Annotated in this window: 6 protein-coding genes; 2 read left to right on the top strand and 4 right to left on the bottom strand. The window is 50.6% G+C overall.

The window, feature by feature from the left end; all coding sequences use genetic code 11:
- Positions 1-8 precede the first annotated feature (8 nt).
- Positions 9-689 carry a 4'-phosphopantetheinyl transferase family protein gene (locus M654_RS21660; RefSeq protein ID WP_026585854.1) on the top strand — a complete coding sequence of 227 codons (681 nt, stop codon included), beginning with the start codon at positions 9-11 and terminating at the stop codon, positions 687-689.
- Between the two features lie 18 nt (positions 690-707).
- Here M654_RS21660 and M654_RS21665 read toward each other — a convergent pair whose 3' ends face one another.
- Complete coding sequence (locus M654_RS21665) at positions 708-2,057, bottom strand: aminotransferase-like domain-containing protein (protein WP_026585853.1); 1,350 nt, start codon at positions 2,055-2,057, stop codon at positions 708-710.
- A gap of 135 nt (positions 2,058-2,192) precedes the next feature.
- On the opposite strand from M654_RS21665, the gene M654_RS21670 reads away from it, so the two are divergent.
- On the top strand, positions 2,193-3,104 hold the full coding sequence (locus M654_RS21670) for a DMT family transporter (RefSeq protein WP_026585852.1): 912 nt from the start codon (positions 2,193-2,195) through the stop codon (positions 3,102-3,104).
- 54 nt (positions 3,105-3,158) lie between these two features.
- Here M654_RS21670 and M654_RS21675 read toward each other — a convergent pair whose 3' ends face one another.
- Genes M654_RS21675 through M654_RS21685 form a run of 3 tightly spaced genes read right to left on the bottom strand, consistent with a single transcriptional unit; the run spans position 3,159 to position 18,552 of the window.
- Entirely contained in the window at positions 3,159-3,890 is a 732-nt protein-coding gene (locus M654_RS21675; protein WP_026585851.1) for a thioesterase II family protein, read from the bottom strand.
- Positions 3,891-7,742, bottom strand: coding sequence for a non-ribosomal peptide synthetase (locus tag M654_RS21680; protein WP_026585850.1), 3,852 nt, complete (start codon positions 7,740-7,742; stop codon positions 3,891-3,893). It lies immediately after the preceding gene.
- A gap of 58 nt (positions 7,743-7,800) precedes the next feature.
- Positions 7,801-18,552 carry a non-ribosomal peptide synthetase gene (locus tag M654_RS21685; protein ID WP_026585849.1) on the bottom strand — a complete coding sequence of 3,584 codons (10,752 nt, stop codon included), beginning with the start codon at positions 18,550-18,552 and terminating at the stop codon, positions 7,801-7,803.
- Positions 18,553-18,560 lie beyond the last annotated feature (8 nt).

Raw genomic sequence — 18,560 nt, forward strand, 5'->3', positions numbered from 1 at the left:
TCAATTTGATGAAGATTTACGCTGTTTATATCGATCAGCTGCCCGGGCCCGACCAATTTGAACGGATGATGGCTATGGTGTCTGACGATAAAAGAAAAAAAGTCAACAGATACAGATTTCCTGAGGATGCAAATCGGACGCTGATCGGAGAAGTCGTGATCAGGCATATCATCAAAAAAACATTCGATTTGCCGAATGAGCAGATCACATTCACCGAGGGACGTTACGGAAAACCGTCAGCCGAAGACCTGCCTGACTTTCATTTTAATACCTCCCACTCGGGAAAATGGATCATATGCGGGGTCGGAAGGAGACCGATCGGGGTGGATGTCGAGAAAATCAAACCGATCAATTTCGATATTGCACAGCGGTTTTTCTCCCCCGCTGAACATCGCGATCTGCTGGAGAAACGTGAGTCCGAACGCCTATCTTATTTTTATCATCTTTGGACAATGAAGGAAAGCTTTATTAAGCTGGCGGGAAAAGGTCTGTCACTGCCGCTCGATTCTTTTTCCGTCAAACTTGGAGAAGGAGGGCGCGCCTCAATTGAAACGCCGCCTGATTACCCTCCCTGCCATCTTCAAGTGTATGAGATTGATCCCGGTTATAAAATGGCGGTTTGCTCTGAGTCACAAGACTTTCCCAAAGATGTTGTCTTGTTAACATATGAAGATCTGTTAAACGGATGATACCGGGCCCGCTTCCGTTTAATAGCGGGCCGTGTCGACCGCCTGCTTCAATTGTTCGATCCCGCGCCGAATGTCTGCTTCCTTGACATTGGATGTATTGATTTTTAATAGATTCCGTTTTTCGAAGGATGATAAATAATGAGGCGTAATCGGCTCCAGCAGGACATTGCGCTTTTTCATGCTTTTGATCAGGCGGGAAGCCGAAAGATTTCGGTCTAATGCAAGGTGTGTGTGAATGCAGGGCTGGAGAGCGGGTTGAAAATCAACCCCAGTCCCTGCCGACGCGAAATGGTCTTGTAATCGGGCATGCAGCAGGCGTGATCTTTTTTCGTACGAAGAACGGATTTTTTGCTTATGCTTTTCAAACATCCCGCTTTTCAAATAGATTTCCAGAGCGGCCTGGGACAGCATCGAACTGTCGATGTCAAGCAGCTGTTTATACTGATTGAAGACCGCTGTCAGCGAATCAGGCAGAACGGCCACCCCGACGCGCAGACCCGGAAACATCACTTTGGAAAAGCTTTTTAAATAGATGACGTGTGAAGAGACGTCATAAGCAAACAGCGGGTCCGCCTTTTTATTCCCTTCCAGATCGCCGAGAAAATCATCCTCGACGATAAATACGTCATACTTTTCCGCAAGTCTGACGATGCTCTTTTTCTCCTGTTCCGTATAGGAGGTTCCGAGCGGATTGTGAAATCGCGGCATCGTGTAAAAGAATTTGATGTCCTCCGTTTGAAAGAGGCGTTCCAATTGTCCGATATCGATCCCTTGCGCCGTCCGTTCGATGCCGATTGCCGGGAGGCCGTGGACTTCAATGTATTTGATCAATAAATGATAGCTCGGCTGTTCAATGAGGATGTTCCGCTTCCCGTTCGGAAACGGCATCGAGGCGAGCAATGCCAACGCCTGCTGAACGCCCGATGTAATGAAAATATTGTCCTCGTTTGTAAACACTTGAGTGTTTGTCAGCTCTTTTCGGATGACTTTTATTAATGACGGAAGCCCTTTTGGCGTTCCATAGATGAACAAATCGTTTTTGTATGTATCAATCGCCTGATTGATGCAATGCTGAAAATCAATGTATGGAAACACATCCGGATCAGGAGCCGACGCGGCGAAGTCTATCACGTCCCCTCCTCTATCCAGCTGCTGTTTCGTTTTTTTGACGACGTAATAGCCGCTTTTCGGCACAGAAAAGATAAGATGCCGCTTCTCCAGTTCCCCAAGCGCCCGAATCGCCGTGCTTTTGCTCACACCAAACTGTGCGGCAAGCGTCCGGATCGACGGCAGCCTGTCCCCTTCCTGATACGATCTTCCTTCGATGAGAGCCTCCAGTTCATTCATCAGCTCGACGTATTTTTGCATGTTTTTCTCCCTTTGTCTGAAATTTGTACCGGTACAGATCAGTATTTTTTGTATTGTGCCGGTGTTCGCTTCCGTATAAGATGACAGAGCCGGTTAAATTACAGTATTGCATGCATACACACGGAGTTGAAAACCATGAACAAATCTGCTTATCTTGCAGCTTTATTATACGCTTTTATCATCGGATTTTCTTTTTTCTTTATTAAATTGGCGCTCACGGCGGCAGAACCGGTGGACATCCTCGCTCACCGTTTTACCGCAGCCTTTTTGGCCGCGCTTTTTCCCGTGATCTGCGGCTGGGTCAAGATCAGGCTCAGCTTGAAAGACGTGCTGGTGATCTTGCCGCTGGCGCTGTTTTATCCCGTCATGTTTTTTGCCTTTCAAGTGTTTGGACTCGTCTACACGTCTTCATCTGAAGCGGGCATCATTCAAGCGGCGATTCCGATTATCACGATGATATTGGCTTCTTATGTGTTAAAGGAACGGTTCACGAAACGCCAGTTTTTTTTCACCGTCCTGTCAGCGGCGGGGGTGGCCGCCATTTTTTTCATGAAAAGCGCTGGCGCCGGGGGCGCTGACGTAAGGGGAACCGCGCTTATTTTGCTTTCGGCTCTTTCCTCGGCGGCTTACAGCGTGCTTGCGAGAAAGATGACCCGCTCCTTCAGCTCTCTTGAATTAACATATGTAACAACCGGGGCGGGCTTTCTTTTTTTCAATGGCATGGCCGGTGTCACACATTTGTCATCAGGCACGATTTCCGGCTTCTTTGCCCCCTACACAGATCCGGTATTTTTGCTGTCCATTCTGTATTTAGGCATATTATCATCGTTTGCGACATCGTTTTTGTCAAATTACGCACTGTCCAAAATCGAAGCCGCGAAAATCAGCATGTTTAATCATTTGGCTACATTGGTAACGATTTTAGCGGGGATACTATGGCTTGGAGAGAGTCTGGAATGGTTTCATTTGCTTGGAAGCGTGATGATCATCACCGGGATCGTCGGCGCCACTGTCATTCAATCTAAAAAGAAATATGCCAACACATGAAAAAAGCGGAAAATCGGCCATGTATCCACCGATTTTCCGCTTTTTCTACATGGTTTATACAGGGGTTTTGCCGGTCGACGCAATGATCGACCTGATGCGCGCGGCAACCTGCTCTGTTTCTGAGAGAAGAAACATATGGCCGCCTGTAAAATAATGAAAATCAATGTTCTTCACCCATTGCCTCCAGCCAAATGCATCTTTTACACACTTGTCATCCTTTTCCCCGTTCAGCATATGGACAGGCGAGCTAACCACTGTATGGTCACTATGGCTGAACGTCTCGAGCGCTCTGTAGTCGGCTCTGAATGAAGGCAGGAAGAAGTTGATCATCTCCCTGTTCTTCACCAGTTCTTCAGGTATTCCGCCCAGCTGGACGAGGTGATCGAGAAAGGCGTCATCATCATAGTCGGAAACCTTTTTCCGTTTGATATGAGGCGGCTGGATCGCTGAAATGACGACAGCTTGCGGATGGATCCCCTCTTTTTCAAGCTTTTGCGTCAGTCTGTATACGACCATTCCTCCCATGCTGTGGCCAAACAGCACAAATGGCCGGAGCAGCTTCGGCTTGAGCGCCGTAAAATACATGTCGACGAGCTTTTCCAAATCATCGACAGGCTCCATGCGATTCGTCCCGTGCCCTGGCGGTTCTGCCGCCCACACCTCGCAATCGGTTTGCAAATGTTCGTAAAGCGGCCGGAATGATGCCGAATAGCCCCCGGCAAACGGGAAGCAGATCAATTGAATGCCGCCCGGAGCCGATCCGAACTGTTTGAATAAATCATTCACCTATCGTACACCTCCTGCTCTTGCAGGACGGCCTTCCAAAATCGGCTTGATGAGCTCTGCGTTTCGTTCGGCAAATTCTGCCGCAAGCATTTCATCATGTTTCCCGCATCCTTGATAGCTGCGGCAAGAAGCGCTCGTGCCTTCTTCCCAAGCGGAAAGCCATGCCGGAAGCGGACTCGTCTCTTCCGATTTGATCAAGTGAATATCAGCGCCGACTTTTCCCCGGTGGATCACGTTCACAAAGTATGAATAATACGCGCTCATCTTTTTGAAAATGCCTTGCTGAACCGCCTTGATTTGCAGATATTCATTATCTTGGTTGGCTTCCATCAGTCGAGCCACGTCATCTTCAATCGTACGTCCTTTTAAATCGCTGACATCGTTTTTCATATAGGAATCAATCATCAGCAGTTTTTCAACCTGCCGTCCGTTTTTTTCAAGCTCTTGCGCCACTTCAAACGCGAGGGCGCATCCGGCCGAATATCCCATCAATGTCAATGGACCCTCAGGCTGAAAATTGATGATGGCTTCAGCGAAGCGCTCGATCCGATCATCGCTTTCAATAAAATCAAAGGCGCAAAGCTTGTATTCGGGCAATTGTTCGGCAAGTTTGCCGTACATCACGCCATACCCGAGGACAGGCGGGAATGCAAACACCTGCCGGCTGCTTTCCGGATTGAAGACGGTTTTCCCCGCTTTGCCCGATTCCCCTCCGTTTTCGATATAAGCCGCGAGATGCGCAATGGTCGGCTTGTCAAACATGACATGCACCGGAACGTCGACTCCAAGCTCCTTTAAAATACGGGAAATGACAGCCATTGCTTTCAATGAATGACCGCCGATTTCAAAAAAGTTCTCATCAACGCCGATCTTTGGCCTCCCCAATACGTCCGACCAAATGGCCGCAAGCTTGTTCTCCGTCTCATTGCGCGGCTCCCGATCATCAGCTTTTTCGGAAGGTGCCGTCGCTTCCGGCAGAAACCGACGATTGACTTTGCCGTTTTCCGTCAGCGGAAGCTCTTCAAGGATGACAAATCCCGCTGGCACCATATACGCCGGAAGCTGGCGGGCCAGTCCGCGGCGAAGCGCCTCTTCTGACACATCTTCTTCAGGGGTTGGAACGACATATGCGGCAAGAACCGCATCCCCGCTCTCACTTCGTCTTGTGAGAACAACGGCTTCTTTTACGCTTTGTAAGCGGAGAAGCTGTTCTTCAATTTCGCCGATCTCGATCCGATGTCCGCGGATTTTCACCTGATCATCCACCCGCCCGATGAAATCGATGTTGCCATCCGGCAGCCAGCGGGCAAGGTCGCCCGTCCGATACATGATGTCACCGCTCTGAAACGGATGCGGAACAAATTTTGCCGCCGTCAAATCTGCCCTGTTTAAGTAGCCCCGCGATACACCGGCGCCGCTGATGCACAGCTCCCCGACCGCTCCCAGCGGCTGCAGCCGGCCGTTTTCCGTCAGAATGTATGCCCCTGTTTCGTTCAACGGTTTGCCGATCGGGATGGAAACGGCGGTATCAGGCACACTGTTGACCGGATAAAATGTCGCAAATACGGTCGTTTCCGTGGGGCCGTATACATGAATGATCCGATCATGCCCCATCGCGGCAAGCGCTTTTTTCACATGTCTGACAGATGAACGCTCGCCTCCAAACAGCACTTTGCGAAGGCCTTTCATCCAATCCGTTCCCTCATCGACAAGCAGGTTGAACAGCGCCGTCGTCGCAAACATAACCGTGATGTTTTCGTTTTGAATCGTTTCCGACAGCTTCTTGATATGAAGAATGGTCTTTTGATCAGCAATCACCAATTTTCCTCCGTTGAGCAGTGCGCCGTACAGATCAAATGTAAAACCGTCAAATGCATAGTTTGACAGAGACAGCACTGTGTCGTGCTGTGTGATGTCTATATAATTCGTCTCTTTGACGACCCGAGCGATATTGGCGTGCGTCGTCAAATTTCCTTTCGGTTTGCCCGTGGTTCCCGATGTGTACATGATATAAGCTAATGTCTCCGGCCGCCCGTCCAATTCAAGGTTGTCTCCGCTTTCTGCGGATGCGGCCGGACCGTCGATGGCAATCGTTTCTCCTGTGAAGGAAAGCTGTGCCGCTTGATCCTGAAGCTCTTCCTGAGTGAGCAGGCATACCGCTCCGCTGTCTTCAAGCATGTATTGAATGCGCTCTCTCGGATACTCCGGATCGATCGGCAAATAGGCACCTCCCGCTTTTAACACCGCAAGTATCGCGATGACCATTTCCGGTGAACGCCGGAAAAAGAGGGCGACGGCTTTGTCCCTGCTGATGTTCTTCTTGCGGAGCAGACGGGCGAGTCTGTTCGCCTGTTCGTTCAGCTCGGCATATGTAAGTGTTCGTCCGGCTGCCGAAACGGCAGGGTGTTCAGGGATGGCTTCCGCATAATGTTCAAACCATTGCGGCAGTGTCAGTCTGGCTTTTTCTTCGTCCGCCGGAGGATTCAACTCAGACAGCAGACGCGTTTTTTCCTCTTCCGGCACCACATTGATATCATCCAGCGGCTGATGCGGATTGCTGACGATCTCCCGGATTGCGGTTAGCAGCTGTTCTTTGAGACGGACGGCGAATGCAGAGTCATAGACGTTCCTGTTGTAAGCCAGCTTCAGCAGCATTTCCTCGCCTGGAGATGCAAGGAGATTCAGATCGTAATTTGATTTTTCAAAGACGCTGACATCGCCCATTGTAAAGCCGAGATTTTTTTCTTCCTGCTGTTTGTTGGCTTCTTGGAGCGGATAGTTTTCAAACACGATGATGTGGTCGATTAAATCCGGCGCCCCGATATGGCTTTGGATGTCATAAAGCGGCACATATTGATGAGGCTCAGATTCGAGCGACTGCTTCTGCAAATCGGTGATCAGCTCCGTAAAAGTCGTTTGCCCGCCGAATGTCACCCGTTTCGGCACGACATTGATAAAGAGGCCGACCATGTGCTCCACACCATTGATTTCCGCGGGGCGTCCCGATACCACTGTACCGAAGATCAGGTCGCGCGATCGCTGATAACGGCTCAAAAGCACGGACCATACCGCCTGGAGAGCTGTGCTCAATGTCGTGTTGTGAGCCTTTGCAAGCCGTGTGAACGCTTCCGTGTCCTCCTTTGGCAGAGTAAACAGCAGCTCTTCGGGCTGACTGACGGGTTGTTCTGTTTTATTCCGCTGTTCTCTGAAGGTTGTCTGTCCTTCAAAACCGTCTAAATAGGTCTGCCAATAGGCCAGCGATGTTTGCTTATCCTGCTGTTCAAGCCATTTGATATATTCTTTGTACGGTTTGACTGGGGGCAGACTGTAAGGCTTGTTGTCGCGGAGCGCATTGTACACTTTGAAAAGCTCCTGAACAACAACGCCGAAGCACCAGCCGTCCAGCAAAATATGATGGTAGCTCCAAACCCATTCGTAATGATCCGTTCCTTTTTTGAAAATGGCGGTTCTCATCGGAATGTCTTTTGCGAGTTGAAAGCCTTTTTCTTTGTCTTTTTGTTTATATTCTTCGATTTTTTCGTTCTGTTCTTTTTCAGAAAGCCCGCTTAAATCGATTTCTTGCACTGCAAAGGTTCTTTGTTTTAAGACGACCTGAACCGGTCTTTTCATTTTTTCATGTACAAATACGGACCGGAAAATATCATATCTATCAATGATCACATTCATGCTTTTTTCTAGAATCTCTTTTTGGAAGGACCCCTTCACCTGCATGCTGATCTGTTCAATGTAGAAACCTTGTCCAGGGTGAAGCAGCGTGTGAAACAGCATCCCTTCCTGCATCGGCGATAAGTAATAAATGTCCTGTACATGCTCTTTTTTGAACTGGCTCATGATCGTTCCCCCTTTCATGGATACACCCGCTTATTGTGAAGCGGGTGTTCCCTGTTGTTTAGTTCAGATTTTCTTCAAGGACGTCAAATAGATCGCCCATTTCTTCCATTTCAAGGTCTCCGGCGGTAAAGTCGCTCGGCGTGAATTCGCGCCCTTCTTTGGCCGTACAATGATCGATCAATTGCTGCAGATGATGTTTGAAGCGGTCCATGATCTCCTGAACAGTTTGCCTGTCAAATTCCTTTGTAGAAAAGGAGCAGGACATGATGAGCTTTTCACCTTTGATGATGCCGCTGAAGCTCAAAGCATAGAGCGCTTCTGATTCCTCTGAAACTTGATTCCCCATATCATAAGAGGACGGTCCGAAGAATTCGGTCTGTACTTCATTGTCGATCTGGCCTAAATAGTTAAAACTGATCTCCGGTTTGAGTGAAAAATCGGCGCCATCCGTTAAATAGCGAAGGATGCCATATCCGATTCCCTTATCCGGAATCTGGCGTAATTGTTCTTTTACGCTTTTGATCATCTCAGGCAAGCCGCCGTCTTCAGCCCCTTTTAAAACGACTGGATATTGCGCGGTGAACCAGCCCACCGTTCTTGAGATGTTCATGCCCGGGATGATGTCTTCCCTGCCGTGCCCTTCCATGTTGATACACACTTTTGAATCGTTCGTCCATTCCATGATCGTCAGCTTTAGAGCGGAAAGCAGAATGTCATTGATATCCGTACCATACGGCTCATGGACTTTCGTCAAAAGCAAACGTGTTTCCGCTTCAGTTAATTCGAACATTACAGCGGCTGAGTCTTTCACTTTCCTTTCAGCGGCTGTATGGTCCTTCGGCAATGCCGGAATTCGTTCTTCTTCAAGACTGCGCCAATAGTCTGCTGTTTTGCGGAAGCGTTCGGATTGCGCATAGGCCTCAAGCTCTTCAGCCCAATCTTTGAACGAATTTGTTTTGTCAGGGAAGACAATGTCCTGCCGCTGAGCGGCCTGCAGGTAGCCTGATGCAAAGTCTTCCAGCAGGATTCTCCATGATACACCGTCCACGACTAAATGATGGATGACAATCAACAAATGGTCGCCTTCTGCAGTCTGATACTGTTCGGCCTTTACGAGCGGCCCTGTTTCAATATGAAGGCTTGCCTGCAGCCGCTTCGCTTGAGCGGCGATTTCCGCTGCACTATCAGTGACATACCGGAGATCAACCACTCTAAAGGCAAATCCGTGCTGACCGGGTCCGCGGTTATGTTGGCTGATACGGCCGTTTTCCTTTTTGTACACCATGCGCAGTGCATCGTGATGCTCAGTCAGTTTCTCCAGTGTCTGCTCGACGAGCTCAGGATCAAAACCTGCCGGGGCGTGAAGCATGACCGACTGGTTCCAGTGGTGCTCGTTTGTGAATCCACGTTCAAAGAACCAGCGCTGAATCGGCGTCAATGCGGCTTCCCCTTCAACAGGCCCCTGGTCGATCGGTTTGCCGTCCGTCCATTCGATATACGAACTGATCTCGCCGATCGTCGGGTGCTGAAACAAATCTTTCATTTCAAGTTTCCAGCCGTACTGCTGAAGCCGGCTCGCCATTTGAATGCCTTTGATCGAATCTCCGCCGAGCGTGAAGAAATTGTCGGTGAGCCCGATTCGCTCAATCCCGAGAACCTCCTGCCAAATGTCGGCAAGCAGCTGCTCTGTCTCCGTCCTTGGTGCTTTGTAGTCGGCTGTCTGCGCTTCGACGTCAGGCTGAGGCAGCGCCCTTCGGTCGACTTTTCCGTTCGCTGTCACCGGAAGTTCATCAAGCTGCATCCAATACGCCGGTACCATGTAGTCCGGAAGCGTCTGTGCCAGCTTACGGGCGAGGCTTTCTGTATCAAGCTGTTCGTCCGCAACGACATAGCCGCACAGCGCTTTGTTTCCGTAGGCGTCTTCGATGTCTTGGACAACCGCTTCCCGGACTTCCGGGAAGCGTGCGAGCTGGACTTCGATTTCCGAAAGCTCGATCCGGAAGCCGCGGATTTTCACCTGCTGATCGATCCGGCCGATATATTCAAGCCGCCCGTCGGAAAGCCACTTGACCAGATCACCCGTCCGGTACATGCGCTCGCCCGGTACGAACGGATCTTCCGTGAAGCGCTGCGCCGTTTCCTCCGTCTTGTTGAGATAGCCGCGCGCAAGCCCGCGGCCGGCGACACACAGCTCACCGGCGACACCGACAGGCTGGACTTCGTTGTTTTCTCCAAGCACATAAGCCCGTGTGTTGGCGATCGGCTTTCCGATTGAAAGCATCCCTTCATCAGGGTCGATCGGTCCGCTCGTTGCAACGACCGTGTTTTCCGTCGGCCCGTAGTTGTTGACGAGCGTGTAGGAGCGTTTTTCGATCTGTTTCAGCTTGTCTCCGCCTGTCAGAAGCACGCGCAGCGACCGGTTGTCCAGCTCCATGAACTGTTCGCACAGCTGTGTCGGCAGGAACGTGATCGTGATGCCGTGTTCTTCAAAATATTGATTCAGCCGGACGATGTCCATCCGGATCGCTTCATCGATGATATGAAGTTCACTTCCGGCAAGCCAATACGGGAACATCTCCCAGACCGATGCGTCAAAGCCGAAGCCGGCGTATTTTGCGCTTTTGTCCTCTTCTGTGACTTTGAAGGCGTCGTTATGCCAATAGCACAGATTCACAAGTGAGTGATGTTCGACCATGACGCCCTTCGGCTGTCCGGTCGTGCCTGATGTATAGATCAAGTATGCGAGATTGTCAGGCTTGACAGCGGATTGCGGGTTCATCTCATCTTCTTTTACGACCTCTTCGCTCATCATCGTATCGAGAAGGAGCACTTCCCCGTTGAACTCTTCAGGTACAGTTACATCGGTTTGCGTGAGAAGCAGCTCAGCACCGCAGTCTTGCAGCACATATCCGATCCGCTGCGCCGGATAGTCAGGATCAATCGGCACGTAAGCCGCACCCGCTTTTAAAATCGCCAGCACACCGGCCGCCATCTCCAACGAAGGCTTGACCATGATGCCGATCCGTTGTTCCGGCTGCGCCCCTTTTTCCATCAGCAGGCGGGCGAGGCGATTCGCGCGGGCGTTAAGCTCCCTGTACGTCCACTTGCGGCCGTTGTACACGACAGCCCCGCGGTCAGGAGTGCGGCGGACTTGGGCTTCAAACAGTTCATTGATCGTTTTGTCTGTCGGCGCTTCAAGTGCAGTCGCATTCCATTCTTCGACGATTTTCCGTTGTTCTGTTTCATCTATGAGCGATAAATCCGACAGACGGACATGCGGATTGGCCGCAACTGTTTCGAGAAGATAGAGCAAATATCCGCTCCAGCGCTTGATCGTTTCTTTCTTAAACAAGTCTGTCGCATACTCGAATTGCAGACTGAGTCCATCCTCTTTCGCAAAAGCGCCCAATGTCAGGTCAAATTTGGCGGCGGCATGCGAAATGTCATACGGCTTGATTGTTACACCATCTAAATCAAGTGTTTCCTTATCAGGGTCTTCTACTGTCAGCATGACATTGAAAAGCGGATTCCGGCTCATATCGCGCGGCAAATCAAGCTTAGCGATCAGCTCTTCAAACGGGTAGTCCTGATGATCAAGGGCAGCGATGCTGTTATTTTTGACGGCTTCTAAAAATCCGCTGAATGTTGCGGCAAACGGCACATGGTTTTTCAGCGCCAATGAGTTGACGAACATGCCCGGCATGTCTTTCAAATCGGCGTTTGTTCTGCCGGCTGTCGCCGATCCGATGACAATATCCTTTTGCCCTGAGAGACGGCTTAAGAAAATGTTAAAGACGGCCAGCATCACGGTATTCAGCGTCGTTTTCGAATCTGTTATCAATCTTCTGATGTTAAGCGCTGTGTCTTTCGATGTTTGAAAGCGAATCTGGTCTCCGGCAAAGCTTTGCAGCGGAGAGCGCGGGTAGTCGAGCGGAAGGCTGAGTTCCGGCACGGCTTCCTTAAACTGATTCAGCCAGAAAGCTTCCTGCTCCTGAATGCTCTCCTGCTGATCCGGTTCATGCTGCCAGACCGCATAATCTTTGTAATGCAGCTCACGTTCAGGAAGAGATTCCCCTCTGTAAAGCTGTGCGATTTCTTTCACAAAAAGGCTTCTTGACACACCGTCGGCAATAATATGATGGGTGTCGATCAAAAGCAGATGCCGCTTCTCACTGATGGTGAGCAGCTCCGCCCGGATGAGCGGGGCGCTGTTTAAATCAAACGGTCTGATAAAGCGGCTGATTTCTTTTTCCGCATCCTCCTCTTGAATTGGCGTCACTTTGACATCGATGTCCGCATGTTCGTGCACTTTTTGCACCGGATGGCCGCCGATTTCCGCAAATGATGTGCGCAGCGGTTCATGGCGCTTCACCAATGCAGCAAATGCCCGTCTGAGGCGCTCGACATCAAGAGGCCCTTCTACCGTGAAAACAGACGGCATATTATATCCGGTTCCGTCCTTTTCAAGATGATGGAGGACGTACATCCGTTTTTGAGCGGAAGAAACAGGATACCAGCCGCGTTTTTCGGCAGGCCGGATGCCGTTTTGCCAAGATCGCTCTTCATCTGACTCGATATAGCGTGCGAGCCGGCTGATTGTCGGGCACTCAAAGAGCGCTTTTAACGGCACTTTTTTCCCCAGTTTCGAGTGAATGTCGGCTGTCAGCATCATTCCTTTCAATGAATGACCGCCAAGATCGAAGAAGTGGTCTTCGATTCCGATCGGCCAGGTGCCGAGAACATCTTCCCAAATGAGGGTCAGCTCTTTCTCTAGCTCTGTTGACGGCGGCAAGTAAGAACCGCTGCGTTCGTTTAGCGTTTGAGGCTTGGGCAGTGCGCTGCGGTCGATTTTTCCGTTTGCCGTAAGCGGGATCTCATCAACACTGATGAAGTATGACGGCACCATATACGAAGGCAGCCGTTCGGAAAGCCGCTGCCTCAGCTCAGCAGATGCCGGCTGTCGTTCCGATTGAATATAGGCGCACAGCTCCTCCATTCCGGAATCGGATGTAATCGCGAGAACGACCGCTCTTTCTATAGCTTCCTGGTCTTTTAGAGCGTCTTCGATCTCCTTCAGTTCAATCCTGGATCCGCGGATTTTCACTTGATCATCCGTTCGTCCGACAAATTCAAGCTCCCCATCCGGGTGCCGGCGGACGAGATCTCCCGTCTGATACATGAACGTGCCTGGAGCATAAGGATTTTCGATAAACCGTTCAGCTGTCAGCTCATGTTTGTTCACATATCCTCGCGCCAGCCCTTTTCCGGTGATATATAATTCGCCTGCTGCGCCGGGAGGAACAAGATGATGTGAATCATCAAGCACCAAAACGCCTGCGCCCGGAATCGGCTGTCCGATCGTTGGACGTTTGGCAAATTCGGCGATTCTGTCCTGCTCGATCACTTTTGCAATCGTCCCGATCGTCGTTTCCGTCGGACCGTAATGATTGATGAACCGTGCCTTTGGATAACAGGAATGGAACCGTTCCACATCGGCCGGATTGATTTTTTCTCCCCCAAGCACAATCAGTCTGAGCGACTGAAGCCCCTTTGCCGAAGCAAAGCTTTGCGGCTGAACGACCGTATGGAACAAGGACGGCGTCAGCTTGATATATGTAATCCCTTGTTTGCCAATATAGCGGCTTAACCGCTCCGGTTCCGTATAGGTTTCCTTCGGTACGAGATGCAGCTCCCCTCCGGCAAGAAGAATCGGGAAAAGGCTCGTGTAGCCGAGATCGAACGCATAGGAAGACAGGAGCATCGTTTTATCCGATTCTGAAAGGCCGGCCTCACTGCTGAACCAAGAAACATAATTGACAAGACTGCGATGTTCGAGCTGAACACCTTTTGGATTGCCCGTCGTCCCGGATGTGTAGATGATATACGCGAGACTTGTTCCGTCATTGATGACATGAGGACATGCGGCGCTTGCCCCCAGCGTGTCCTTGGCAATATCTATGAACATCCCTTTATATTGGCCTGAAAGAGCGGTTTGATAGGCAGGCTCAGTTATAAGCCAGCGGGCTCCGCTATCTTCAAGCATGTAACAGACCCTTGACACCGGCATTTCCGGATCAATCGGCAAATACGCGCCTCCGGCTTTCATGACGCCGAGAATGGAGACGATGACATCTGTGGAACGATCCATCATGATCCCGACGATATCTTCTTTTCCGACTCCTTTTTCCCGCAGCACATTCGCCACCTGATTTGCTTTCTCATCAAGTCTGCGGTATGTGAGCTTTGTATCCCCGCAGACGACCGCCGTCAAATCAGGCGTTTTCGCCGCCCGTTCTGCAAACAGTTCATAGAACGGCCGCCTCTTTACATCCACTGCCTCTCCGCCTTTCGCTTCATCCAGCAGCGTCTCCCGCTCTTTCGCTGAAAGGAGCTCGATCTCTTGGAGCCTGATCTCCGGATTCGCGCAGATCGTTTTGATCACATTCAGCAAATGTCCGCTCCAGCGCCTGATCGTCTCTTCTTTAAATAATGAGACGGCATAGTCAAAGCTCAAACCGATTTCCCCGCCATGTTCAACCGCCTCAAGGGACAGATCGAACTTCGCCGTTCTGTGCCGGACAGCATAGGATGAAATCTGCAAATCCCCTAATGCCAGAGTTGGAACGTCCATATTCTGCATGTTGAAAAAGACGCTGAACAAAGGGTTCCGGCTTGTGTCTCTGGCTAACGGTAATTTTTCAATCAGCTCTTCAAGCGGATAGCTTTGTCTGGAAAATGCTTGAAGACTTGTTTCCTTTACTTCCTGCAAAAACTGCTTGAATGTTTTTTGCCCTTCCGGACGATTGCGGATGGCCAGCGTGTTGACAAACATCCCCGGGATATCATGCAGATCAGGATGGGTTCTTCCGGCCACAGGCGATCCGACGATCACATCATCCTGTGATGCATACTTCGAAATGAGAATGTTGAATGCGGCCAGCAGGAACATGTAAAGCGTTGTGTCGGCTTCAGAGAGCAGCTTCTGAATCTCTTTTGTGAGCTCTTGATCAATCCCAAACACAATCCGCTCGCCTTGAAAGCTCCGTTTCGCAGGACGAGGGAAGTCGTACGGCAGATCAAGCACAGGCAGTTCACCTTTGAAAACATCAAGCCAGTATTGCTCCTCCTCTTTCAATTGTCCCTGCCGCTTTTGGTCGTTTTGCCAGACGGCAAAATCTTTATAATGCAGTTTAGGAGCAGGGGCTTCCCCGCCTTGGTAGATCCGCGCAAGATCGCGGATGAATATGCCTGTTGAGCTTCCATCTGTAATAATATGGTGCATATCGATCAGAAGCAGGTGTCGCCGCTCTTCCAAACGAACGAGTTCAGCCCGCACAAGCGGCGCCTGATCCAATTGAAACGGTCTGATGAACGTGCTGATTTTTGTTTCGGCTTCCGCTTCTTCGGCTTGAGAAACCGCCAGCCTAAACGGCGAGTGTTGGTGAATGCGCTGAACGATTTCTCCATCGATTAATTCAAACGATGTCCGAAGTGTTTCATGGCGGTCGATCAATGCTTGAAACGCCGATTCAAGGCGATCCTTATCCAAGTCCCCTTCCAAGAGCAGAACAGCAGATACATTGTAGCTCGTGCTTGCTTCTTCAAGCTGATTGACAATGTACATGCGCCTTTGCGCAGATGACACGGGGTAATAAGGCTTCGAAGCTGCCGGTTCAATCGGCGGCGCTTCTTCCTTCGATTCTCTTTCCAAAAATTCGGCCAACCCTCTGATCGTCGGTTTTTCAAACAATACCTTAATCGGAACATCTTTTTGCAGCCGTTCTTGTATTTTGGCGGTCAGCATCATCGCTTTCAGCGAATGGCCGCCACAGGAAAAGAAGTTGTCGTCGATTCCCGGATGCTGGATGCCGAGAAGTTCTTCCCAAATGTCCGCCAGAGTTTGCTCTGTTTCGCTTTCCGGTGCTTTGTATTCGGAATTTGTTTCCTCTGCTGCCGGAGCCGGAAGCTTGTGTTTGTCAACCTTTCCGTTGGCCGTCAGCGGCATGTTCTCAAGCTTGACGAAATGTGACGGCATCATGTATTCCGGAAGCGATTGAGAAAGCTCGGTCCGAAGTTCGGACGTTGAGCCCGTCCGGCTCCCGGTATAGTAAGCGCAAATGTCGTTTTCTCCCGCACGGTTTTCTTTGACGACAACAGCCGCTTCTAAAATTCCGTCAAGCCGGGCTATGCTCGCTTCAATCTCTCCCAATTCAATCCGGAAGCCGCGTACCTTGACCTGATGATCCATCCGGCCGAGAAATTCGATATTTCCATCAGGAAGCCACCTGGCCAAATCGCCCGTGCGGTACATCCGTTTCCCTTTAGCAAACGGATCGCCGACGAATTTTTCATCGGTCAGTTCAGGCTCGTTCAAATAGCCCCGTGCCACTCCGTCTCCGCCGACACAAAGCTCCCCCGGCACCCCGACCGGCTGAAGCCGGTTTTGTTCATCAAGAATATACGCCGTCGAATTTCCGATCGGCTTCCCAATCGGAATGGTGCGCTCATATTCTTGATCGATGAAGAAGCAGGTTGAAAATGTCGTGTTTTCTGTCGGACCGTATCCGTTCCAAAGCGAGAGTCCGGGGCATGCGCGCCTGACCTTGTTGACAACGGACGGAACAAGCGCATCCCCGCCAATAATCAGATCGCTTACGTTTTGAAACATTGCGTCATCCTGCCGGGCCAGCTGATTGAATAGCGGTGATGTCAGCCACATCGTCGTGATTCGGTTTTCCTGCAAAAACACCCGGAAACGCCTTGCATCAAGAAGCGTTTCTTTCGGAACCGGATAAAGGGTTCCCCCGTTTAGCAGCGCGCCAAATACTTCAAATGTGCTGGCATCAAAGCTGACCGCCCCCGTCTGCGCCATCCTCACGTCCGCATGGAGCGGAATATAACCGGCGTTTTTGACAAGTCGGACAATATTGCGGTGCTCCACCATGACGCCTTTCGGCTTGCCCGTTGAACCGGAGGTGTAGATGTAATAAGCGAGATCAGCAGGCTTTGTGATATGGTCAAGATTGACGGCATCTTCTTTTTCAACGCCCTCTCCATCCACGGTGAGCGCTTCATAGCCTGCCAACGAAATTGCCGGGTTCTCTTTGATGATGACGATTCGCGCTCCGCTGTCTTCAAGCAGAAAACGAACTCGTTCTTCAGGATAGGCAGGATCAACAGGCACGTAGACGCCGCCTGCTTTCAGAACCGCGAGCATGCCGACTGCCGCCTCAAGCGAGCGCTCCATCATAATCGCCACTGCATCGCCGCGCTTCAGCCCTTTTGCTTTCAATCTTCTTGCCAGCTGGTTCGCTCTTTCGTTCAGTTTTCGGTAGGTGAGGCTGCTGTTGCCGGCGACAATGGCCGTCTTTTCCGGCGCGAGCTCCGCTTGTTCTTCAAAAAGCTCCGGGATCGTCTTCTCCCGTGGATAGTCAGCGGCAGTGTGATTGATAGCCAGCAGCGCTTTTTGCTCCCGTTCTGATAAAAGCTCGGCTCGGCCAACCTCTGTTCCGGGGCTGGAAACCGCGGCGCGGGCAAGTCTTGTCAGATGCTCTGCCGCCTGTTCAATGAAGGATTTCTCATAAACCGCGCTGTTGTATTTCACTTTGATCGTCCATTCTGCCCCAGGATAAACGATCAGATTCACATCGTAGTTCGTTTGTTCAAAAGCTCCGGCTGCCTTGATCGAGAAGCCGAGGCGTTCTGTCATCGCCCCGTTTTCAAGCTCTTGATCAAGCGGATAATTCTCAAACGCGACAAGGTGGCTGATCAGCCGTCCGTCCAGCGCAGATTTCTTTTGGATGTCATAGAGCGGCAAATAATCGTACCGTTCCGCTTCAATCGCATGCTGCTGCGCCTGTTTGAAAAGCTCGGCGAATGACTGATGCTTGGCGATCTTCAAACGAACGGGAATCGTGTTGATAAACAGCCCGGCCATGTGCTCGATCCCGTTGATTTCCGCTGGGCGTCCGGACACAACCGTGCCGAACACCACATCTTCTGCCGCATTATATTTGGCAAGAACCGCTCCCCAGATCGCCTGAAACAGATTGGGAGCCGTCACGTTATAGCGGCTGGCCGCCTTTTGAATGGCATCCACCATTTCTTTGTCCCAAACGAAAGCAAACTCTTCGTTCTGGTAAGAGTCGCGGGCTGAAGATTCCTTGCGTCCGGGAATGACGCTCGGGCTTTCCAAACCGGCAAGACGTTTCTCCCAATAGGAGCCCGCTTCATCATGATCCTGGCGGCCGAGCCATTTGATATAGTCCGCATACGGCTTTCCCTGATCAATCGGAGCCGGGCGGTTTGAACGAAATGCTTCATAATTTTGAAACAGACGTTTCATCAATATCCCCATACTCCAGCCGTCCATTACGATATGATGGTTGCTCCAGACCAGGTGGTATTTTTGCTGTTCGAGCCGAAAGACCGCCACTTTAAACAGCAGATCTTTCACAAGGTTGAATCCCGCTCTCTGCACTTCTTTTTTATATTGTGTGATGCGCGTCATTTGCCGTTTTTGATCCTGATCGGCGATATCCTCAAATTCAACCTTTGCCTGGCGCTCAGCCAGGACGACCTGGCGCGGTTTTTGCAATTGCTGATGGACAAAAACCGTTCTGAGGATATCGTAAGTACGAACAAGCTGATTGACGCTCTTTTCGAAAACCGGCAAATCAAAATCGCCGTCTATGATCAGCTCAAGCTGTGTGAAGTAAGAGGAAGACTCCGGATCAAGCATGGCATGATACAGCATCCCCTCCTGCATCGGTGTCAAAGGATACACCTTTTGAATCTTTTGTTTCCCCATAAGGCACC

It is taken from the genome of Bacillus sp. NSP9.1, from assembly GCF_000465465.2.
In the GTDB taxonomy this organism is placed as follows: Bacteria; Bacillota; Bacilli; order Bacillales; family Bacillaceae; genus Bacillus; species Bacillus sonorensis_A.

Excerpts from the sequence above, each read along its gene's own strand:
- M654_RS21680 (WP_026585850.1), bottom strand. The coding sequence starts at position 7,742 with ATGAGCCAGTTCAAAAAAGAGCATGTACAGGACATTTATTACTTATCG.
- M654_RS21685 (WP_026585849.1), bottom strand. The coding sequence starts at position 18,552 with ATGGGGAAACAAAAGATTCAAAAGGTGTATCCTTTGACACCGATGCAG.
- M654_RS21670 (WP_026585852.1), top strand. The coding sequence starts at position 2,193 with ATGAACAAATCTGCTTATCTTGCAGCTTTATTATACGCTTTTATCATC.
- M654_RS21665 (WP_026585853.1), bottom strand. The coding sequence starts at position 2,057 with ATGCAAAAATACGTCGAGCTGATGAATGAACTGGAGGCTCTCATCGAA.
- M654_RS21660 (WP_026585854.1), top strand. The coding sequence starts at position 9 with ATGAAGATTTACGCTGTTTATATCGATCAGCTGCCCGGGCCCGACCAA.